The following is a 22686-nucleotide window of genomic DNA, read 5'->3' on the forward strand; positions in this document are numbered from 1 at the left end:
TCCCACGCTGGGACCAGACGGCGCGGGCCTACCGGCCGTCCGGACACCGGCCTGGGCCAGCCAACGCCGCCGCCCAGCCGATGCCCCGGCTACTCGAACCTTCCGACAATCCGATATCTGACCATCCGGCGCCTCAGCTCAACTGATCACAGCCTTCGGCGCCGGGCCCGGGAAAGGACCACGATGACCGACACCGAGACCAACGGGCCAGCCGTGTTCGGCACGGTGGACGCGGAGCCCTATGCCTGGCCGTACAACGGCACGTTCAGCGCAGCGCACACCGCGGTCATCAACATCGACTGGCAGGTCGACTTCTGTGGCAAGGGCGGCTACGTCGACGCGATGGGCTACGACCTGGAGCTCACCCGGGCCGGGCTCGCCCCGACCGCCCGGCTGCTCGAGGTGCTGCGCCCGCTCGGCTTCTTCATCATCCACACCCGTGAGGGCCACCGGCCGGACCTGTCCGACTGCCCGCCGAACAAGCTGTGGCGCTCGAAGAACATCGGCGCCGGCATCGGCGACGAGGGCCCGCAGGGCCGGATCCTGACCCGCGGCGAGCCCGGGTGGGAGATTGTCGACGAGGTCGCGCCGCTGCCGGGCGAGGTCGTCATCGACAAGCCGGGCAAGGGCTCGTTCTACGCGACGGACCTCAACCTCGTGCTGAACCGGGCCGGGATCACGCACATCATCCTCACCGGCATCACTACCGACGTCTGCGTGCACACCACGATGCGTGACGCCAACGACCGCGGCTACGAGTGCCTGCTGCTGTCCGACTGCACCGGCGCGACCGACTATGGCAACTACGAGGCCGCCCTGAAGATGGTCAAGATGCAGGGCGGCGTGTTCGGCGCCGTCGCTACCTCGGACGCCCTGCTCACGTCCGTCGGCACGCCGGTCGACGCCTGACCGCCGCCATGGCGACGGGCACGGCCCACCGCCTGGCAAGATCGCGACTTCAGCCCTCCGGTGGTCGTATCCGCGGCCGTTTTACGACCACCGGAGGGCGCAAGCAGCGATCACCGGACGCCCGATCAGCGGCGGCCGGGCTAGCGGCCCCGTTCTGCGGTTCCTGCGTACTCTCGGGGGGTACGCACGGCCATCGGGACGGGGTGTGGCATGTCGACGAGCCCGAACTCGGGCGGCGAACAGGCCGCGAACGTCGCTCCAGAGCCGGGCCCCGCGCAGAGCCCTGGCGCCGAGCAGAACCCAACCGCCGGCATGGGCCCAGCCGGGACGGACCCAGCCGCCGCGGAGCCAGTGCCGCCGCACGGCTACAGCCACCACCGTGAGGACTACCTTGCCCGGCTGCGCCGGGTCGAGGGCCAGGTCCGCGGGCTGCAGCGCATGGTGTCCGATGACAAGTACTGCATCGACATCCTGACCCAGGTCTCCGCCGTGACGCGGGCACTCCAGTCCGTCGCCCTCGGCCTGCTGGAGGACCACCTGAGCCACTGTGTCGCGGACGCCGCCGCCGAGGGCGGCCCGGTCGCCGAGGCGAAGCTGCGCGAGGCGAGCGCCGCCATCGCCCGCCTGGTCCGCTCCTGACGGCCGGACTCCCGCACCGGTTCGCCGCCCGTTGATCGCCGTTTTGGCGCTCTGCTGGACCCTGCTGGCCAATTCGGGAGAGCCTCGGTGATCTAGAAGAGGCGCCCAGGCATACGCCGCATAACGGACGCCGGAGCGACCGCTCGCCCCCTGATCGGCGGCCAGTCCCGGCCGAATCGTAGCTGCGTGTAATTGGCCAGCAGGATCCTGCTGGCCAGTTCTCTGGTGCTGGCCAGTTCTCCCGAATCCGTGATCTGAAGACCAGCCGCTGACCTCGAACCACGCCCACCGAGGCCGAACCCACTCCTACGTCGTGCCGCTGAACGAGACGAGACCACGACCACGACGTAGGGACGGGCGGACTCGACCTGACGCCAGGCCCCGAGCCGGCCAGTCCGACGCCAACAGCACCCTTGCCTGGATCTTCGTGGCGTGGGTGACGCCCGATCGCCTGCACAGACGGAGATCTTCAGCTGGCACCCCGACAGCTGACCGGCCGTGATCACTCGTTGCGCAGGGATAAAGGGCGCAAAATGGGGCATCGAACGCCTGTTTCCCGGCACAGTTCACGATCATGGCCGCCGACGGCGCCGACAGCGACCGATGATCGCCAGTTGGGCAGGAAAACGGGTGCTGGCTCGTTCCTGGAACAGGATCCCGTCGAGGACCTTCCGATGGTCCGACCACCGGCCACCACGCTTTAGGACCGCCAGCGGGCCGAATTAGCGATCTTGAGCGCGAGGAAGCGCTCGCGAGGAGCAGCGCCGCGAGATGGAGCCGGTCAGTTGGTCGGGCTGGAGCGGGCGAATGGGCTCATGCGGGCGACGAGGCCGCGGACCTCGGCGCCGGCCGCGGCGATGATCTCCTCCGGCGAGGCGTCCCGGGCGCCCTCCAGCAGCACGTCCAACGCGATCAGACGCTCGGCGACCTCGGTCATCAGGTCGAAGTCGCGACCGCGCTGGTGGACGAGTTCGCCGAGCCGTTCGTTCTTCTCGAACAGCTCGACGAAGACGCTCACCTTCGCCCGCAGCAGCCACGGGTCGAACGGCTTGGCGATGTAGTCCACGGCGCCGACGGCGTAGCCGCGGAACGCATGATGCGGCTCGCGGTCGATCGCCGTCAGGAAGATGATCGGGGTGTCCCTGGTCCGGCCGCGTTGCTTGATCCGGTGGGCCGTCTCGAAGCCGTCCATGCCGGGCATCTGGACGTCCAGCAGGATCACCGCGAAGTCGTCGACGAGCAGCCGCTTGAGCGCCTCCTCGCCAGAAGAGGCGGTGACGAGCTCCTGGTCCAGCGACGCGAGGATCGCCTCCAGCGCCATCAGGTTGTCGGGCCGGTCGTCAACCAACAGGATCTTGCTACGCGGCCGTTCCGTGCTCGGCCCGTCTCCTGGGTCGACAGGACCGCCGGTCCGCTCGGTCACCCGCCGTCCTCCTCCTTCAGGTCGTGTTCGCCGTCGCGTCAGCCGCGTGTCACGAGGCCGCCAGGATCGCCCGCCACCGGCCGCCGACACACCAACCATCGCCGATCGCCGCCAACCGGTCACCACCGCCCCCTCGCAAACCTCACCAGCCGGCAGAGCGACGTCGGCCGACAACAGCAAACCCGGGCGTTTTGTGCGGATCCGTCCGTCTAGGGACGGTCCGACATGTGTGAACGCATGACCGAGAGCAGATGGTCGAGGTCCACCGGCTTCGTGATGTAATCGCTGGCGCCGGCCGAGATGCTCTTCTCCCGGTCGCCCGGCATCGCCTTCGCGGTGAGCACCAGGATCGGCAGGTCGGCGAACGCCGGCATCGCGCGGATCACCGACGTCGTCTCGTTCCCGTCCATGCCGGGCAGCATCACGTCCATCAGCACCAGTCTGATCGCGGCTGACGCCTGCTGCACCAGTCTGATGGCGTCGTGCCCGTTGTCGGCGTACTGCACCCGCATGCCGAACATCTCCAGCGCGCTGGTGAGCGCGAACACGTTGCGGACGTCGTCGTCGACGACCAGCACGGTCGCACCCTGCAACGGGTCGACCTCGTCGGGGCCGAGCTCCCGGCGCGGCCGCGAGGTCTCGGTCAGGAACGGCGTGCCGACGGGCTCCGGGATGGAGCTCTCCAGCCGCGGCCGGCTCGCGCCGGCGCCCACCAGATCACCGGTCGAGGGCGACGAGGCGCCCAGGTCCGGCGTTCCCGGCGGTGCGATCGTCGACGGGGCGGCGCCGAACGGCCCGGACTGCGCCGACGGGTCCGTGACCCACGGGTCGCCCCCGGCGCCGCTGCCGAGAGCCTGGACGGGTGACCCGAACGGCCCACCCGCGCCGGACAGCGCGCCGTCGCCGCCGATGATGATCAGCACGTCGTCCGGCTCACCGGGGATCGGTCCGTAGAACGGCTGGTCGGCGGGCATCACGGACGGGACGTACAGGGTGAACGTGCTGCCCTGGCCCAGGACGCTGGAGACCGCGATCGAGCCGCCGAGCAGCCGGGCGATCTCCTTGCTGATCGAGAGTCCCAGGCCGGTGCCGCCGTAGCGGCGTGACGTCGTCCCGTCCGCCTGCTGGAACGCCTCGAAGATCATGCGCAGCTTGTCGGCCGCGATCCCGATGCCGGTGTCGGAGACGGCGAACGACAGCACCGTCGGCGCCGAGCGCAGGCTCGGCACGATGAATGGCCCGTCCGACGACGCGACCGTGACGTCGAGGCGGACGGTGCCGGAGTCGGTGAACTTCACCGCGTTCGAGAGCAGGTTGCGCAGCACCTGCTGGATGCGCTGCTCGTCGGTGACGAACTCGACCGGCACGTCATCCGCGACCTGGACCTCGAACGTCAGGCCCTTCACCTCGGCCACCGGCCGGACCGCGTGGGCGAGGGCATCGCACATGGCCGCGGTGCCCACGGCCGTCGCCTCGACGTCCATCTTGCCGGCCTCGACCTTCGACAGGTCGAGGATGTCGTTGATCAGCATCAGCAGCTCGGAGCCGGACGAGTGGATCGTCTTGGCGAACTCGATCTGCTGGATCGACAGGTTGTCGTCCTGGTTGTCGGCCAGCAGCTTCGCCAGGATCAGCAGACTGTTCAACGGCGTCCGCAGCTCGTGGCTCATGTTGGCCAGGAACTCGGTCTTGTACTGCGAGGACAGGGCCAGCTGCTCGGCCTTCTCCTCCAGGCCGGTGCGGGCCTGCTCGATCTCGGTGTTCTTCTCCTCCAGGAGCTGGGCCTTCTCCTCCAGTTCGGCGTTGGTGCGCTGCAGCTCGACCGACTGGCTGCGCAGTTCCTGGGTGAGCCGCTGCGACTGGGCCAGGAGCTCCTCCGTCCGAGCGTTCGCCATGATCGTGTTGAGCACGACACCGATCGTGTCGACGAGCTGGTCGACCAGCGTCAGATGCAGGTCGGAGAACGGGGTGAAGCTGGCCAGCTCGATCACGCCGAGCACCTGGTTCTCGAACAGCACCGGCACGACCACCAGGTCGCTCGGCGGCGCGCTGCCCAGGCCGCTGCGGATCGTCAGGTAGCCCGGCGGCACCTTCTCGACCCGGATCCGGGTCTTCTCGACCGCCGCCTGGCCGATCAGGCCCTCGCCGAACAGGAACGTGCCGTCCGAGCGACGCCTGGGCACCGAGCCGTAGCCGGCGACATAGCGCAGCTTGTCGCCCTCGATGAAGTCGAGCAGGTAGACCGTGCCCTGCTGGGCGTTCACCGCCGGGGTCATCTCGGAAATGATCATCTGGCAGACCGCGTAGAGGTCACGCTGGCCCTGCATCTTGCTGCCGATCCGGGCCAGGTTCGACTTCAGCCAGTCCTGCTGCGCGTTGAGATCCGTCGTCTCGCGCAGCCGGGTGATCATCTGGTTGATGTTGTCCTTGAGCTCGGCGACCTCGCCCTCGGCCTCGACCGAGATCGACCGGGTCAGGTCACCGCGGGTGACGGCCGTGGAGACGTCGCCGATCGCGCGCAGCTGGGTGGTGAGCGTGGACGCGAGCTGGTTGACGTTGTCGGTCAGGTCGCGCCAGGTGCCGGCGACCCCGGTGACCGTCGCCTGGCCGCCGAGCTTGCCCTCGGTGCCCACCTCGCGGGCCACCCGGGTGACCTCGTCGGCGAACGACGAGAGCTGGTCGACCATCGTGTTGACGGTGTCCTTGAGCCGGGCGATCTCGCCCTCGGCGTTGACGGTGATCTTCTGAGACAGGTCGCCGTTGGCGACCGCGGTGGTCACGAGCGCGATGTTGCGGACCTGGGCGGTGAGGTTCCCGGCCATCGAGTTCACCGACTCGGTCAGGTCCCGCCACACCCCCGAGACCCCACGCACGTGCGCCTGCTCGCCCAGGTTGCCCTCGGTACCCACCTCGCGGGCGACCCTCGTCACCTCGTCGGCGAACGACGAGAGCTGGTCGACCATGGTGTTCAGGGTTTCCTTGAGCTCGGCGATCTCGCCCTGCGCCGTGACGGTGATCTTCTGCGACAGGTCGCCGCCGGCCACCGCCTTCGCGACCAGCGCGATGTTCCGCACCTGGGCCGTCAGGTTCCCGGCCATCGAGTTCACCGACTCGGTCAGGTCCCGCCACACCCCGGAGACCCCGCGCACGTGCGCCTGGCCGCCCAGGTTGCCCTCGGTGCCGACCTCCCAGGCCACCCGGGTGACCTCGTCCGCGAACGACGACAGCTGGTCGACCATCGTGTTCAGCGTGTGCGCCAGCGCCGCGACCTCGCCGCGGGCGTCGACGGTGATCTGGCGGGTCAGGTCGCCGCGCTGCACCGCGGCCGCCATCTCGGCGATGCCGCGCACCTGGGTGGTCAGGTTGCCGGCCATGACGTTGACCGAGTCGGTCAGGTCGCGCCAGACGCCCGAGACGCCCTTGACCTGTGCCTGGCCGCCGAGCCGGCCCTCGGTGCCGACCTCCTTGGCTACCCGGGTGACCTCGTCGGCGAACGCGGAGAGCTGGTCGACCATCGTGTTGACGGTCGACTTCAGCTCAGCGATCTCACCCTGGGCGTCGACGGTGATCTTCTGCGACAGGTCGCCCTGGGCCACCGCGGTGGTGACCAGCGCGATGTTGCGGACCTGGGTGGTCAGGTTGCCCGCCATCGAGTTCACCGACTCGGTCAGGTCTCGCCAGACGCCGGAGACGCCCTTGACGTTCGCCTGGCCGCCCAGCGCGCCGTCGGTGCCCACCTCGCGGGCCACCCGGGTGACCTCGTCGGCGAACGACGAGAGCTGGTCGACCATCGTGTTCACGGTCGTGCCGATGCGCAGGAACTCGCCGCGCACCGGCTGGCCGGCGATCTCCAGCGGCATGTGCTGGGAGAGGTCGCCCTCGGCGACGGCCGCGATGACCCGGCCGACCTCGTGGGTCGGGCGGGCCAGGTCGTCGATCAGCGAGTTCACCGAGCGGGTGATGCTGCGCCAGCCGTCCCGGCCGCCCAGGTCGTCCATCCGCTGCGTGAGCCGGCCGTCCCGGCGGATCACGTCGCTGACCCGTTCCAGCTCGCGGGAGTGCCGCTCCTGCGTCGCCGCCAGCTCGTCGAACCGGCGGGAGACCTCGCCGCCGAGGCCGTCGCGGTGGCCGAGCCGGACGGTGAAGTCGCCGTCGCACAGGCCGGAGAGCCCGGCGAGCAGGTCGGACAGCAGCATGTCGACAGAGACGGGGCCGCCGCCCAGCCCCGGTCCGTCCTCAGGGGGGTCGAGCAGGTCGGTCGCGACTCCGTTGCCCGCCGCCGCGGCCACCTCCTCGGCAGCCGCGCCGCTCGAGCCGGCCGCACCGTTCGAGCCCGGCCCCTCGGAGGCCGTCATGGGTCTCGGTCGCGCGCCGTCCGTGGTCCCCGGGTGTCCCACCACTGCCGAGCCGGCCTTCGGGCTGGTCGACGAACCGGGCAAGGCGCCATCATCTTGGCGCGCATCCGGCGTTTCGTGGTCACGGTCGAGGCTCATCTGTCTCCTCGGGGTCTACGGCAGCACACCGGCGGTGGCTATTCGTCCCTCGGCAGGTCACACCCGGCGCCAGTATCCGCCTTACCGGGGACATCACAGGAGAGACTGACCGACATGGACGGCGCAGGGCTGGACGGACGGCCACCCCACCACACCATCACACTGCCGCCCGCGGCGGAATCGCCCCGGTCCGCTCGCCGCTTTCTGCTCGCCGCGCTGCGCGGGACCGTCGACGAGGACACGCTCGACTCCGCGCTGCTCCTGGTCACCGAGCTGGTCACCAACGTGGTCGTCCACGCCGGCACGCCGGCCACCGTCGACGTCACGGCCGCACCGCTGGGCGAGCTGACCATCCAGGTCCGCGACCTGCACCCCGTCCGGATCGGCGCGGCCCGCCACGGGCCGGGCGACGGCGGGCCGGACGGCGCGAACGACCCCTTCAGCGAGTCCGGGCTCGGCGGCCTGCGCGAGGACGGCCGTGGCCTCGCGCTGGTCGACGCGCTGGCCATCAGCTGGGGGACGGCGCACGGAGCCGGCGGCAAGAGCGTCTGGTTCCGCCTTCCCGTCGGCACCCAGCCGGAGCCGGCCGAGCGCGAGAACAGCCCCCAGAACGGCCCAAGCGGGCCGGGCGAAAATGTGACTCTCCCCATATCATCGCCCACGTCGACAGCGACCGTGGCCGCGCCCGCCCCGAGACAGTCCGGATCGGGCGAGCGGACCAGCTCCGAGCCAGGCCCCGCCGAGCCCGTGGCGGGCCTGATCGCGGGCCCAACCCTGCCGAGCGCGCTGCCCACCGATCCCCCGCCCACCGCGGCCTTCCCACCGGGCCACGGCGCCAACGGCTCCGGCCCCGCCCCCATTGACGCCGCCGGCGACAGCGGTGAGCCGGCCAACCGGGCACCTGTGCTGCTCGCCAAGAAGCTGCCCGAGCCGGTCGCGCGGGCGCCCCGGATCGTCTCCCGCTCGACGGCACGGGCGCTGACCGCCGAGGGCGAGGTCGCCGAGCTGCTCGCCCAGCTGGTCGACACCCAGCCGGTGACCGGCGGGCTGGTCCACCGGCCGGCGCAGGACGACCCGCGGCCCGAGATCGTCGCTTCGCTGGGCGACCTGGGCCACCCGGAGGCGGCGGTGGCCATCCCCCTCGACCCGACCCAGGACACCCTCGGGGAGGTCCTGCTCTGGCCGGACCCGACGCAGCCGGGCTACCTGGGCGAGCCGGGCGCGGTCGAGCTCGAACGGGTCGAGCTGGTGGCTCGGTGGATGGCGCTGGCGCTCGGCGGCGGCGACATGCGCCAGGCCGAGGAGCGCCGGATCGGGATGCTGTCGTTCCTGGCCGAGGCCTCGGACCTGCTCGCCGGCAGCCTCGAGCTGGAGCACACCCTGTCGATGCTGGCCCACCTCCCGGTTCCCCGGCTGGGCCGCTGGTGTGCCGTGTACCTGCGCCGCGACGACGGCAACCCGGTCCTCGCCGCCGTCGCGCACGCCGAGGAGGCCGCGGAGCCGGGGTTGTCGCACACCGCGACCGATCTGACCGGCCCGCTGATGACCGCGGTGCGCGGCGCCGGCACCACCCCGGTGCGGCAGGTGAGCACCCCGGACGGCCCGGTCCTCGTCGCGGTGCTGCGCGCCCGGCGCCGGGTGCTGGGCATGGTCGCCGTCGGCCGCGCGGGCGGCGCCTCCTTCGCCGCCGACGAGGCCGACCTGCTCGCCGACCTCGCCCGCCGCGCCGCGTTCGCGGTGGACAACGCCCGGCTCTACAGCCGTCAGGTGGAGCTGGCCGACGGCCTGCAGGCCGGGCTGCGCCCGCCGGTGCTCCCCGAGATCCCCGGGCTCGACCTCGGGGCCGCCTACGGGGCGGCCCAGTCGGCCGGGCTCGACGTCGGCGGCGACTTCTTCGACCTGATGCCAGGCCCGAACGGGTGGACCGTCGCGATCGGGGACGTCTGCGGCAAGGGCGCCGAGGCGGCCACGGTGACCGGAGTCGCCCGTGCCGTGCTGCGGCTGCTCACCGGGCAGGCGACCCCCGTCGGGCAGATCCTCGGCGACCTCAACCGCACGCTGCGCGACACCGCGACGGCGTACCCGCACGGCCAGCCACGATTCTGCACGCTGGCGACCGCGAGCCTGGCCGAGCCGACCCAGCGCGGCGTCCGCCTCACGCTGCACCTCGCCGGCCACCCCCAGCCGGTGCTGCTGCGCGCCGACGGGACCGCGTCGTATGTCGGCGTCCCGGGGACGCTGCTGGGCGTTCTGGACGACGACGAGGTGACGTTCCCATCGGTGGACGTCGAGCTGTGCTCCGGGGACGCGCTGGTGCTCTATACCGACGGCGTCGTCGAGGCCCGGTCCGGCCGGGAGCTGCTCGGCGAGCAGCGGCTGCTGGAGGCCGTCGTCGACTGCGCGGGCCTGTCGGCGCAGGGCGTCGCCGACCGCGTCAGGGCGGCGGCCGACCGGTTCGCTGGCGGGAACCTCCGTGACGACGTCGCGATCGTCGTCCTGCGCACCCCAGCCACCAACTAGCCACTACGGGGAGTGACTCAGCTACCCAAAGGTGGTCGTCGACCGGGATCCGGATTCAGGTCCGTTGCGTCCCGTTTTGCCGGGCAAGTTGCCGGCGGATCGCGACTCTCCGTAGCGGAGTTGCGCCGGTGGTTGCGACGAAGGGTAGCGGGGTAGGAGGCTGCCACTGGTCCGCCGGTGATGACCGACCGTCATTCTCGAAGGGCCGCAAAGGCGTTACCAGGACGAATTCCGACCTTGGCGCACACGCTCCGGCTGGCCGTGCCCGCGCAGGCCGCGCCGCGCCGGCCCGCGGGCGGGCTGGATGGCCGGCGGGGCAGGTCAGGAGTGGGAACCGAAACTCGGAGCCTCCCGGATGCTTCCGGACCGTCCTGGCCGGGTAGAACGTTCCGGATGTCCTCGCTGCGATGTGGTGGTCGATGAGCGTGCCGCAGGAATCTCCTCCGGTTCCATGCGCGCCGTCGCCGGCACCGTGCGCCATGACACCGGTACCGCGCGCGGAGTCCAAGGGGGAGCTGGTGTCGGTGGACGTGGTGCGCCGGGCAGGTTCGACGACGCCGCAGGCCACTCACATCCTGGCCGAGCTGCCATACCTGCCCTCCGCCGTTCCGCGGGCGCGCCACGTGCTGCGGGAGTCGCTGCGGGGCGCCGGGCTGGACGAGGACGCGACGGCCGTCGCCGAGCTGCTCGTCAGCGAGCTGGTGACCAACGCGGTGAAGTACGGCCGGCCCCCGGTCTGGCTGCTGGTGGAGCTGCGCCCCGGGCTGGTGCACGCGTCCGTCTCCGACACCTCGACCTCGCTGCCCGAGCGGCGCGCGGTCGACGACGACTCCGAGGGCGGCCGCGGGCTGCTCGTTCTCGACGCGCTCGCCGGCAGTTGGGGCGCCGTCACCGCCGACCACGGCAAGTACCTGTGGTTCGACCTCGTGGTCACTCCCGCCCCGGCCACCCCCGAGCCGGACCCCGGCAAGCCCGGCGTCTCCGCCGCCTGAGCCGGCGCCCGGGCTCCGCTGGCCCGGCAGGCTCGCTCCTGCCAGGTTCGACGCCCCCAGCCGCGCCACGTCCCGTTCGTTGAGCCGCGGCCGGGCGCCGCGCCGCCCGGAGGACGCCAGGTCGCGACTCGATGTCGGCTTGGCGTCAGATCTCGATGCGCCGGGGCGGCGGGGAGACCATCGAGATTGCCAGCCCGCCGCGCAGACGCCCCGCGACAGGCCCGGACAGGGTGATCACCAGTCGCCCTTGGGGTCTCGACATAACCAAAAGATCAACGGAAGATCTATGGAAGAACACCGAACAGGGACGCGTCGACCCAGGTGAGGGTGGGTACGCCGTACGGCGCACCGGAACTCCGGATACGGCCGTCCCATTGCGACGAAGCGCGACAGTCGATGTCCGGGCGTGACAGCGCGGTAACTGCCGCGCCAGGGCCGTCAACGGCCCAAGCCTCGTGTTGTGAGAGATGACGCCCGCGCCGCGCCCGGCTGGGACCAATGGGCCGAAGCGGATATTTTGACGTTCCGCATGTTGTCGACGACGCGCGACGGTCGACGAGCGCACCGTCAGAAGGAGAGGGCCTGTTTCGGTCGGCGGGTGCACCAGCCTTGTGAACGAGTGCGCTGGGCCGGACGAGGACGGACGGTGTCGTGGCACGTGCCGCGGCGCGGGGCGGTGTGAGTCCGGCGCGACTCACATCTGGTGGCCGGCCCCGTGCCAGCAAGCTCCGACACCGGACGCGACGTCACCCGACAGCCGGTCGGAGGGGGATGTTCCCAGGCACGCAAGGTCACCAGAGAGGGGCGTCCGTGCAAACGCTCGATCCCACCACCCTCGACCTCGACGCGATCGAGGAGGACAGGCTCGCGAAGGGAATCACGCTGAGCCTGCTGATTCCGGCCCGTGGGCCGGAGTCGGCGAACACCCTGGGCAACATGATCGCGGGAATCCGAGATCGATGGATACGGGACCGGCACGTCCTGGACGAGATCGGCGTCGTCGTCGACCCGACCTCGGACGGTGACGAGCATGGCCTGGTGGAGATCGCCGAGGAAGCCGGGGCGAGCTGGGCGGTGCGCGGCGAGTCCGTGCTCCCGCGGCACGCGGGGCCGGAGTCCGCGGCGTTCGGCGGCAAGGCCGGTGCCATGCGCAGCCTGGCCTACCTGGCCTTCGGCAGCCGGCTGATCTTTCACGACTCGGATCTGGAGAACTACGACCCAGCCACCGTCGGCCGGCTCGCCGCCGCGTTGACCACGGACGAGGGTCTGATGTTCGTCAACGGCGCGTCGCCTCGGCTCACCGGCAGTGGGCAGCCCGGCGGGCGCACCACCGAGATGCTGCGCTCGCTCTACGCCAAGCAGCTGTCCGGCTATGTGCCGGCCATCACCAGCACGGTCCAGCCGTTGATCGGCGAGTTCGCCCTCGACGCGGATGTCTTCGCCGCGCTGGCGTTCTCCCGGGGCTACGGCGTGGAGACGTCGGTGAAGGTGCTGGCGATGGACATGCTGGCGCCGGAGGAATACGCCCAGGTCGAGTTGCCGATCAAGTACCAGGTCGGTCAGCACTATCTCGACCTGGTCAAGCAGTTTCATGAGATAAGTTTCACGGTCGACGTGCTGGAGGCGTTCTTCCAGCGTCGACGGACCGATCCGCTGACCACGGTCTGCGAGATCGCGGACGACTACGGGCTGCTCTTCCCTGGTCGTCAGCACGCATTGCGCCGACCGCCCGGTTACGACCAGGTCGACTTCCTGCCGCGGCTCGGCTTCTATCCACCGCTGGCGACCTCGCCGGCCTACCAGGCCCGGATGCCGGAGATCGCGACCGCCCGGCACGCGGCGCTCGACGGCCTCGGGCGCCAGATGCGCACGTCCGCGTAATGGTGAGGCGGCCGGAACGGGCGCTGAGCGCCCGCCGGCCGCCTCACCTGGTCGGGCGCTGAGCGCCCTCCCAACGTCTGACGGGGCATTCCGTGGACGTCGGGGGTCTGGGCGCTACGGGGTCGGTTTCTTTGCTGGGCTGGCAAGGCCCGCCAGCCGGTAGGGCTCAAAGGTAGCTGGGCAAGCTGGGGCCGGGGGCCGTCACCACGTCGAGGTCGATCGGCTCGCGGTAGCCGATCCGGACGATCACGTCGAGCATCTGCTGGTCGTACAGGTCCGAGGCATCGCCGAGAACGGGCGGCAGGTGGCCGAACAGCTCCAGCGACAGGAACCCGTGCAGCTGGGTCCACACGATCAGGCAGCCGGCCAGCGCGGCCGATGAGATCGGGGCGCCCTCCTCGACACCCCAGGCCGCCAGCCCCTCACGCAGCCCTGGCTTGAGCCCCGCGTCCAGGTGGGACGGGTCGATCACGCCTTCGGCGATCTCCGTGATCATGCACTGGAACAGCACCCCGACGGCGCGGCGCATCTCGGCCCCGCAGCGGCCGGACTTGTCGTCCAGGTCGAGCGTCGCGCGCGGGCCGAACAGCAGGATGTACTCCGTCTCGTGCTCATGTGCCCAGCGGCGGTAGGCGCGGGCGAGCAGCAACCACCGCCGGGCGTGGTCCACACCCTGGCCGGAGACATACGCGGCCTCCAGGGCGTCCGCGAGCGAGGCGAAGGCGTCCGCGCACAGTTCGGTGACAAGCACATCATGGCTGTCGAAGTACCGGTACAGCGCGGACGGCGCCATCCCCATGGCCTTGGCCACGCCGCGCAGCGAGATCGCACCGACCCCGCCCGTGGCGGCCTGGTCGCGGGCAGCCTGCTTGATCTCCGCGATCGTCGCCGCGCGTAGCCGCTCGCGACGGGGGGCCAGTGGGTTCATCTCAGCCATCTTTCCAGCAACGACCGGAAGTTTCTATTGACAGCGTTCACTTTCGCGAACAATGTTCTCTTAAGCGAGTGTAGCTCTCAGGAGGCAACAGTGTTCGCTCGTCTTGCCCGGGGTGTGACCGGCCGGCCCCGGATCGTCCTGACCGTCGCCCTGCTGTTCGTACTCGGCGCAGCGGTGCTCGGCGTCGGCGCGTTCGGCAAGCTGCTGTCCAACGGCTTCGACGACCCGAAGTCCGACTCGACCCGGGCGGCGAACGAGGTGGACGCCCGCTTCGGCGGCACTCCCAACCTCGTCCTGCTCGTCACCGCCCACTCGGGCACCGTCGACGACCCGGCCGTCGCCGCCGCCGGGCGTTCGCTGGCGGCCGAGCTCGGCAAGCAGCCCGGCGTGCGGGGCGTCGTCTCCTACTGGACCGGCGCCGGCGCCGCGCTCCGCTCCACCAACGCGCGCGAGGCGCTCGTCGTCGCCTCGGTGGACGACGACCACGCCAAGGCCGTCGTCACGAAGATCGAGAAGGCCGCCGACAACGGCCCCATCACCGTGCGACCCGGCGGGCGAGCCGGGGTCAACCGGGACGTCAACGCCCAGGTGACCAAGGACCTCAGCACGGCCGAGTCGATCGCGATTCCGATCACGCTGGTGCTGCTGGTCGTCGCGTTCGCCGGCGTGGTCGCCGCGGCGCTGCCCCTCGGCGTCGGCCTCATCGGCATCCTCGGCGGCTTCGCCGCGCTCTCGCTGATCGGCTCCCTGACCGACGTCTCGATCTTCGCCGTGAACCTGGCCACGGCGATGGGCCTGGGCCTGGGCATCGACTACGCCCTACTGATGGTCAGTCGCTTCAGAGAGGAACTCGCGGCGGTCCGGCGCGGCCCTGGGGAACGCGTGACCGGCGCCGAGAAGCGGGCGGCCGTGATCGCGACGGTCCGGACCGCGGGCCGGACCATCCTGTTCAGCGGCGCGACCGTCATCGTCGCCCTCGCCGTGATGCTCGTCTTCCCGCCCTACTTCCTGAAGTCGATGGCCTACGCCGGCATCGCCGTCACCCTGGTCACGATGCTCACCGCGGTGCTGGCGTTGCCCGCCGTGCTGCTGCTGCTCGGCGAGCGGGTCAACGCGCTGCCGGTCAGCGGGCTGATCGGCCTGGTCCGCCGCCGCCGGTGCGCCGCGGCCTCGGACGCGGCGAGCGACGTCCCTCGGGAGGCCACCGAGTCGCCGTTCTGGCGGGGCGTCGCGACGAGGGTGATGCGCCGGCCGCTGCTCGCCGGCCTGCCGGTGGTCGCGCTGCTGCTCCTGCTCGCCGCGCCCGTGCTGCACGTCTCCTTCGCCACCCCCGACGACCGGGTGCTCAACGCCGCGCCCAGCCGCCAGGTCGGCGACGTGCTGCGCGAGGATTTCGGGTCGAACGTCAGCGGCGCGATGAACATCGTCGTCAACGGCCCGACCAGCGACGCGACCCTGACGAGCTACGCGGCCGCACTGTCCCGGCTGCCCGGCGCCGGCCGGGTCGACAGCGCCGCCGGCACCTTCCAGGACGGCGCCCGCACGAGTGCGCCAGGCCCGGCGAACGCCAGGTTCGCGGCGGACGGCGCGACCTTCCTGCAGGTCGTCCCGTCGATCGACCCGATGTCGGCGGCCGGTGAACGGATGGCGCACGCCGCCCGCGCGCTGCCCGCGCCGCCCGGCACCCGGGTGCTGGTCGGCGGCGTCTCGGCCGGGCTGGTCGACGGCAAGAACGCGATCGGCTCGCGGCTGCCGCTGGCCATCGGGCTGATCGCGCTGGCGACGTTCGTGCTGCTGTTCCTGTTCACCGGCAGCGTGGTGCTCCCACTCAAGGCGCTGGTGCTCAACGGGCTGGTCCTCGGCGCGGTCCTCGGCGTCTCGGTGTGGATCTTCCAGGAGGGGCACCTGTCCGGGCTGTTCGGCTTCACCCCGGGCCCGCTGGACACGTCGATGCCGGTGCTGCTGTTCTGCATCGCGTTCGGGCTGTCGATGGACTACGAGGTCTTCCTGCTCTCCCGGATCAAGGAGGAGCATGACGCGGGCACCCCGAACACCGAGGCCGTCGCCGCGGGCCTCGCCCGCACCGGCCGGATCGTCACCACCGCCGCCCTGCTGCTCGCCGTGACCTTCGCGGCCTTCGCGACCGGCTCGGTGCGGTTCATGCAGATGTTCGGCCTGGCGACCGCGCTGGCGATCGTCCTCGACGCGAGCCTGGTGCGTGGCGTCCTGGTGCCCGCGTTCATGCGCGTCGCTGGTAACGCCAACTGGTGGGCGCCGGCGCCGCTGCGCTGGCTGCACGAGCGCATCGGCCTGAGCGAGGGCGGCCCGGCCGCGAGCCCGGCGGCGGCGTCCGTCAGCGTCCCGCGGCCCGGCGGCGAGCCCGAGGTCCCGACCTCGGCGACGACGTCGCCCGCCGCTTCCTGACGACACCCGGGGGCCGGCCCGGCGGACGACCGCCGAGCCGGCACCGGGTGCGTCATGGCCCTGAGGCACGCATTTCCCGATTTCCCTTGCGCGTTGCCTGATTCTGGGACCATCGGGGCGTGTGGGGAGAGACTGTTCCGTCCACGGGTGAGGTGCGGCGGATCTTTCTCAGCGTGGCGGGGCCGGACGAGCGCTGGGGCAGCTGGCTCGATCACGTTCTGCGGGACGCCGGCTACGAGGTCGACTTCTACCGACGCTCCTTCCCGCTCGGCGCCAACTTCGTCGACCAGATAGACGCCGCGCTCACCCGCGCGGACCGGATGATCGCGGTCGTCTCCCCCGCCTACCTGGACCGGTCGTCCTGGGTGCGGGAGGAATGGCAGGCCGGCATGCGGCTGGCGCACACCCGCGACGGCTTCCTGCTGCCGGTGCTGGTCGAGCAGTGCGAGCTGCCACCGCTGCTCGGCACGATCAACATGATCGTGCTGCTCGGTCTGGATCGCGCGATGGCGGTGCAGACGGTGCTGCGGGGGCTGGTCGAGCCGGCTACCGGCCGGCCCGCGCCCGAGCACGAGCCGCCGTTCCCGGGCTACGAGATCGCCGCTCCGGCACCGAGGCTCGCGTTGCCCGCCGCGGGACCCGCGCCGCCAGCCGTGCTGGCTGGGCGGCCAACGGTGCTCGGCCCGGCCGGACCGGACGATCCCGACCGAACGGTCCTCGCCGCCACCCGTGCCGAGCTGCCGTCCGGCACCGCAGACGAACCGTTCCCCCGTTTGTCGGCAGCCGCGCTCACCCGGCCTGGCCCCGCCCTGCCCGGGCCGCGCGGCGACGCGACGGCCCCCGCGCAGATCAGCTTCGAACCGGGACCCGTCCGGCCGGAGCCATTGTCGACACCAACGGCGATCGAGACGTCGCCCGGCCCAGCGCGGGTAGCGCCGGCCACCGCCACCAGGACGGCCAGCCCACCCCAGGCGGCCGCCGACGGCGGCGCCGAGCGAACGTCGATCACGTTGCTGCACCTGCCGGCGTTCGCCGCCCCGACGCGGCCCGGACACGCGCCGGACACCGGCCCGGAACCGTTCGGCGCCGCGCTTCTCGACGATCTGGACACGCTCGCCGGTAACCCCGGCCTCAGCCCGGACCTGATCGTGGTCACCGGAGTCGCGCTGGAGGGCCGGCGCGGCGAGTACGAGCAGGCGGCGGTACGGCTGGCGGCGCTCACCGAGCGGTTGAGCCTGCCGGTCGACCGCATCGCGCTGGTACCGGGTCGCGGCGACGTGAGCGCGGCGGCCGCGCGCGCCTACTTCGCCGCCTGCGAGGACGAGGAGATCGAACCGACGACGCCGTACTGGCGCAAGTGGCGGCACTTCGTCGACTTCCACGCGAACCTCTACCGGGACCTCGGTGAGCGGACGTTCGCGGTCGGGCAGGAATGGACGCTCTACCCGATGGCCGACCTGCGGCTCGTCATCGCCGGGCTGAACTCGACGATGGCGATGAGCCACCGGCAGGCCGACGACCGCGGCGAGGTCGGCCAGGCCCAGGCCAACTGGTTCGCCGACCGGCTCGCCGGCTACGAACGCGCCGGCTGGTTCCGCCTCGCCGTCGGGCACCACCCGCCCCTGGCCGCCGACCGGGTGCACTCGGCGAAGGCGACCGACGCGTACGGGGTCGACCTGATCCTCGGCAGCCACGTGAACCTCCTGGTCGCCGCGCACGGACACGGGGCGCCCACGCCCGACGGGCCGCTGCCGGCGGTGCCGACCCGGCTGCCGCGCTCGGGGACGACGCTGATCAGCGCGCACCCGCCGCACCCCGTCCCGACCGCCGACGCGGCGCTGCGGTACCAGGTCCTGCGGCTGCGCCGCTCGGAGGTCACCAGGCTGGACCGGCGGTTCTCGCGTCGCGCGGGCGCCTGGCGGCCGGCCGAGGAGGTCGGCCCGGCGGGCATCGTCACCTACCGGACCCGCTGGGAGCACGCCGCCACTACGTTCCCCCGCCCGACCCGCCGAGCGCCGGCCATGGCAGGCCCCGGCTCCGCCGCCAGGGCCGCCGCGTTCGCGGGTGACGGGAGCGGACCCGCGGGCGAGCGCCGGGCCGACAATCCCGACGCGCAGGACGGCCCCGGCGCGCGGCGCGGGGAGACCTTCGCCGACCGGGTGGCGGAGATCGCCGAACTCTCGTCCCCGGGCGCGACCGTCACCAGGATCTCGCCGACGGGCGTCGCTCCCGAATACCTGAGGGTCACCGTGCCACACGGCCCGGTGTTCGAACAGCGCCCGGTCGGGATCGCCGAGGACGGCGTCGACGAGAGCGCCGTGGACCGGTTCGTCGAGCATGTGCATCACCAGTACGCGGCGACCGACCCGCAGCTGACCTCCGACCTCGTCTACGGCGGCCCGCTGCCGGCGCCCGACACGCTGGTCCGCCACGCCTCCGTCCGCGGGGTCCGGCTGCGCAGCTTCGTCGAGTACCAGGGCCTGCTGGATCTGCGCGGCTACCTGCGCCGGCAGAGCGACCGGCTGGCCGCCGACCGGCTCTATCCGCCGGCGCTCTACCTGCCGCAGCGGTTCCGGGTGATCGACGGCGGCCCGGTCACCGCCGACCGGACCGACGCCACCCCGGCCCCCAGCGCCCCGGTCTACACCACCCCGGCCGACGTCGCCGCGGCCGACGTCACGCCCGGCGGCACGCGGCCCGACGGCGGCGCGACCGGCGACGGCGCCGCCGAGGGCCGGGACCTGCTCGGCCAGCTGGTCGACTGGCTGACCGCGGACTCGGCGCGGTTCGTCCTGATCCTGGGCGACTTCGGCCGGGGCAAGACGTTCTGCCTGCACGAGCTGGCTCGCACCCTGCCCGAACGGCGCCCCCACCTGATCCCACTGCTGATCGACCTGCGCGCGATGGAGAAGGCGCACAGCGTCGACGAACTGGTCGCGGCCCATCTGGTCGCCTCCGGCGAGCAGCGGGTCGACGTGTCCGTCTTCCGCTACATGCTGCGCCGCGGCCGGCTGGTGCTGCTTTTCGACGGGTTCGACGAGCTCGCGCTGCGGGTCACCTACGAGACCGCGGCCGAGCACCTGGGCCGGCTGCTGGACGCCGTCGAGGGCCAGGCCAAGGTCGTCGTGACCAGCCGGACCCAGCACTTCCTGTCCCACGGCCAGGTCCGCGGGGCGCTCGGCGCCCGGGTCGAGCTGCTGCCGGCCAGCCGGATCGCGGAGGTCGGCGACTTCACCGAGCGGCAGATCGAGCAGTTCCTGGTCCGGCTGCACCACGGTGACGCCGCGAAGGCCCGCGAGCGGCTGGAGCTGATCCACGACGTCCGCGACCTGCTCGGCCTGTCGCACAACCCCCGGATGCTCGGATTCATCGCGTCGCTCGACACGAACCGGCTGCGCGCCGTCCAGGCCAGGACCGGCATGATCAGCTCGGCGGACCTGTACGGCGAGCTGATCGAGGAGTGGCTGCGCTACGAGGAGCGCCGGGCCCGCCCGCCCGGCGCCGGGCCCGCCCTGACGGCCGGCGAGCGCCGGGAGGCCGTCACCGCGCTCGCGCTGCGGCTCTGGCGGACGACCGACCAGGTGATCAACCTCTCGGAGCTGACCGCGACGACCAGCACCGCCCTCGACGCGATGACCGACCGGGTCGACGCCGGCCAGCTGGACTCCAGCCAGGCCGCCCACATGGTCGGCTCGGGCAGCCTGCTGGTCCGCGCCGACGACGGCGGCTTCACCTTCATCCACCAGTCGGTGATGGAGTACCTGGTCGCCGCGGCTGCCGCCCGCGGGCTCGCCGGCGTCGCCACCACGGCCCAGGGCCCGGCCGGCGCCAGCCCGACCGGTAGCGGCGCCGACCTCGACGCACAGCCGGTCGGGCCGGGCCCCGGTGACCTGGTCGACTCCGGCGTGCTGGTCGCCCGGGTGATGTCGCCGCTCATGGTCGACTTCCTGCGCGGAGTGGCCGGTGACGCTGCCGTGACAGCCTGGGCGAGCCAGGCCCTGGCCGACCCCGAGTCGGGCCAGGCAGCCCGCGCGAACGCGCTCGCGATCGCGCGCAGAGCCGACCCCACGGCCGCCCGCGGCGCCCGGCTCGGCGGCGCCCACCTCGAGGGCGCCGACCTGACCGGTCTCGACCTCACCGGCGCCGACCTCACCGGCGCGAACCTCACCGATGCCGACCTCGACGACTGCGACCTCACCGGCGCGAACCTCACCGGGGCGCGACTGGCCGGCGTCCGGGCCCGCCGCCTCCGGCTGACCGGCGCCAACCTCACCAACGCCGAGCTGGGCCGGGCCCGCCTCACCGATCCCGACCTGACCGACACGGTCCTCACCGGCAGCCGTTGGGAACGGGCCGCTCTGCTCGGCGCCACCCCAGCAGACCGGGCGCGGACGGTCCCCGAGCTCGCCGCCGCCGCGGTTCCGGGCCGGGACCCCGTCGAGATCGTCGTCGACTCGGGCGTCCGCTGGACGCAGGCGCTCTCGCCGGCACATGACCTGATCGCCTACGGCACCGGGCATCACGTCGCGCTCGAGGACCTCTCTGACGGGCATGTGCTGGCCATGCTGCGCGGGCGGGGCGAGTGGATCCGTTCGGTCGCGTTCTCCTGGGACGGCTCGCGGCTCGCGGCCGGGGACGTCGCCGGTGGCATCCAGATCTGGAACGTCGGCGCGGCCGAGGAGGTCGCCAGCTTCGTCGGGCACGCCAGCCGGGTTCGCGCGCTCGCGTTCTCTCCCGACGGCCTGCTGCTCGCCACCGGTTGCTTCGAAGGCCACGTGCACGTCTGGGACCTGACCACGCTCACCAAGGTCGCGACCCTGCACCGGTCGACCGACCGCATCAAGGCGCTGCGGTTCTCGCCGGACGGGACCCTGCTGGCCTACGGCGACGAGGTCCGGCTGTGGGATGTGCGCACCCGCACGGACCTCGCGACGCTCGGCCTGCCGAACGAGCACGCCCGCACGATGTGCTTCTCCCCGGACGGCACGCTGCTGGCCTGGGTCAACGGGGAGAACACGACCCGGGTCTGGAACCTAGCCGCCGGGCGCGAGGTGGGCCGCCGGCGCGGCGACCAGCACGCTCGGGCCCTGGCCTTCGACGCCAGCGGTTCGCAGGTCGCGATCGGCTCCGACGACGGCACGATCCGGGTATGGGATCTGCTCACCGGTGGCCTGCGCACCACGCTACGGGCGCCCAGCGGCTGGGTGACGATTCTGGAGTTCGCCGGCGCCGACAGCGACACGCTCATCGCGGGCTGCGCGGACGGAACGGTCGAGGTGTGGAAGGTCACCGACGGCGCCCCACCGGGCCGGACCCTGCTCGCCGGACGCACCACGGACGTGCTCGCGACTGCCTTCGTGCCCGAGCAGCCCCTGGTCGTGGCCGCGAGCGAAAGCGGCTCGCTGCGGATCTGGGACACCAGGACAGCGGCCCAGGTCCACGGCGGCTCCGGCGAGCGCGCCTGGTGCTACGCGATGAGCCTGACCGACGACGCGTCCCTGCTCGCCACCGCCGCCGATGACGGCCTGGTCCGGATCTACGAGCTCGCCGCCGGACGGGCCTGTGACGCCCGCACCAACCTGGACACGCCGGTGCGCAGGCTGGACACCAGGCGATCCCCGGCACGCGCCGTCGCCTTCTCCCCGGACACGACGGTCCTCGCCGTCGGCCACCCGGACGGCACCGTCGGCCTGTGGAACCCCTGGTCCGGCCGCCCGAACGCGACGTTGAAGGCCGGCGGCCTGCGCGTGCTGACGGTCGCGTTCGCACCGGACGGCGAGCGGCTCGCAGCGGGCACCGACGCCGGGACCGTGCACATCTGGGACCTGGATGCGATGCGCGGCACGTCCGGCACGCTGTCGGCACCGAGCGCTCGTCGCCTCGCCGGCCACACCGACTGGGTCCAGGCGGTGGCGTTCTCACCCGACAGCGAGCTGCTCGCGAGCGCCTCGGGCTCGGGCACGATCCGGATCTGGGACGCCGCCACCGGCGCGCTTCGGCACCGCCTCGTCGGCCACGGCGGCCGGGTGCGGACTGTCGCCTTCGCGCCGGACGGACGCCTGCTCGCGTCCGGCGGTGAGGACGGCATCGTGCGCCTCTGGGATCCGGTGACGGGGGGCCAGCTGGGGCGCCTGGCCGGGCACACCGAGGAGATCCGCTCGGTGGCGTTCGCCGCGTCGGGTGACGTGCTCGTGTCCGGCAGCGCCGACGGCACCACCCGGCTGTGGACGGTCGCGGACGGCGGCGCGCCGCTCGCCACGATGCTCGGGCTCTCCGGCGGCCGCTGGACGGCGCTCTTCCCGGACGGCTCGTACAAGACCTCGGAGGATCGCGACACCGACGCCGCCCGGGCCGTCTGGTGGTCGATCAGACTGTGCCGCTTCGATCCGGACGAGCTGACGCCCTATCTCCCTCAGATTCGCCGGCGCCCGCTGGACGCACCGCTCTCGACGCCGCCGGACTGAGCCT

At 72.2% G+C, this 22686-nt stretch carries 10 protein-coding genes; 7 read left to right on the forward strand and 3 right to left on the reverse strand.

Features of this window, described 5'->3' with window-relative positions:
• The first annotated feature begins 183 nt into the window (after positions 1-183).
• Positions 184-909, forward strand: coding sequence for a biuret amidohydrolase (biuH, locus tag FRADC12_RS10750; protein WP_045876546.1), 726 nt, complete (start codon positions 184-186; stop codon positions 907-909).
• Between the two features lie 210 nt (positions 910-1119).
• Positions 1120-1548 carry a metal-sensitive transcriptional regulator gene (locus tag FRADC12_RS10755; RefSeq protein ID WP_502685243.1) on the forward strand — a complete coding sequence of 143 codons (429 nt, stop codon included), beginning with the start codon at positions 1120-1122 and terminating at the stop codon, positions 1546-1548.
• A gap of 781 nt (positions 1549-2329) precedes the next feature.
• Here the strand turns inward: FRADC12_RS10755 and FRADC12_RS10760 are convergent.
• Both FRADC12_RS10760 and FRADC12_RS10765 read right to left on the reverse strand, forming a co-directional pair.
• Entirely contained in the window at positions 2330-2971 is a 642-nt protein-coding gene (locus FRADC12_RS10760; protein ID WP_045876547.1) for a response regulator, read from the reverse strand.
• 209 nt (positions 2972-3180) lie between these two features.
• A complete protein-coding gene (locus tag FRADC12_RS10765; RefSeq protein WP_052710829.1) occupies positions 3181-7464 on the reverse strand; it encodes a HAMP domain-containing protein in 4284 nt (1427 codons plus the stop codon).
• 114 nt (positions 7465-7578) lie between these two features.
• Here FRADC12_RS10765 and FRADC12_RS10770 point away from each other — a divergent pair, with 114 nt between their 5' ends.
• The 3 genes from FRADC12_RS10770 (at position 7579) to FRADC12_RS10780 (ending at position 12857) form a co-directional block, all read left to right on the forward strand.
• Positions 7579-9984 carry a SpoIIE family protein phosphatase gene (locus FRADC12_RS10770; protein WP_045876548.1) on the forward strand — a complete coding sequence of 802 codons (2406 nt, stop codon included), beginning with the start codon at positions 7579-7581 and terminating at the stop codon, positions 9982-9984.
• Between the two features lie 479 nt (positions 9985-10463).
• A complete protein-coding gene (locus tag FRADC12_RS10775; protein ID WP_045876549.1) occupies positions 10464-10976 on the forward strand; it encodes an ATP-binding protein in 513 nt (170 codons plus the stop codon).
• Positions 10977-11786: 810 nt separating this feature from the next.
• Positions 11787-12857, forward strand: coding sequence for a glycosyltransferase family protein (locus tag FRADC12_RS10780; protein WP_045876550.1), 1071 nt, complete (start codon positions 11787-11789; stop codon positions 12855-12857).
• A 166-nt stretch (positions 12858-13023) separates the two neighbouring features.
• On the opposite strand, the gene FRADC12_RS10785 is transcribed toward FRADC12_RS10780, so the two are convergent.
• Positions 13024-13785, reverse strand: coding sequence for a TetR/AcrR family transcriptional regulator (locus tag FRADC12_RS10785; RefSeq protein WP_045879404.1), 762 nt, complete (start codon positions 13783-13785; stop codon positions 13024-13026).
• Between the two features lie 99 nt (positions 13786-13884).
• Between FRADC12_RS10785 and FRADC12_RS10790 the strand changes: the two genes are divergently transcribed.
• Positions 13885-16218, forward strand: a complete 2334-nt coding sequence (locus FRADC12_RS10790; protein ID WP_045876551.1) for an MMPL family transporter — start codon at positions 13885-13887, stop codon at positions 16216-16218.
• Positions 16219-16391: 173 nt separating this feature from the next.
• Positions 16392-22682: a TIR domain-containing protein gene (locus FRADC12_RS28305; protein ID WP_198152858.1), complete on the forward strand. Its 6291-nt coding sequence runs from the start codon at positions 16392-16394 to the stop codon at positions 22680-22682.
• Positions 22683-22686 lie beyond the last annotated feature (4 nt).

This window comes from Pseudofrankia sp. DC12 (genome assembly GCF_000966285.1).
Classification (GTDB): domain Bacteria; phylum Actinomycetota; class Actinomycetes; order Frankiales; family Frankiaceae; genus Pseudofrankia.

What these genes read in the sequence shown, in the direction of transcription:
- biuH (WP_045876546.1), top strand. Translation starts at nt 184, where the DNA reads ATGACCGACACCGAGACCAACGGGCCAGCCGTGTTCGGCACGGTGGAC.
- FRADC12_RS10755 (WP_502685243.1), top strand. Translation starts at nt 1,120, where the DNA reads ATGTCGACGAGCCCGAACTCGGGCGGCGAACAGGCCGCGAACGTCGCT.
- FRADC12_RS10765 (WP_052710829.1), bottom strand. Translation starts at nt 7,464, where the DNA reads ATGAGCCTCGACCGTGACCACGAAACGCCGGATGCGCGCCAAGATGAT.
- FRADC12_RS10770 (WP_045876548.1), top strand. Translation starts at nt 7,579, where the DNA reads ATGGACGGCGCAGGGCTGGACGGACGGCCACCCCACCACACCATCACA.
- FRADC12_RS10775 (WP_045876549.1), top strand. Translation starts at nt 10,464, where the DNA reads ATGACACCGGTACCGCGCGCGGAGTCCAAGGGGGAGCTGGTGTCGGTG.
- FRADC12_RS10785 (WP_045879404.1), bottom strand. Translation starts at nt 13,785, where the DNA reads ATGAACCCACTGGCCCCCCGTCGCGAGCGGCTACGCGCGGCGACGATC.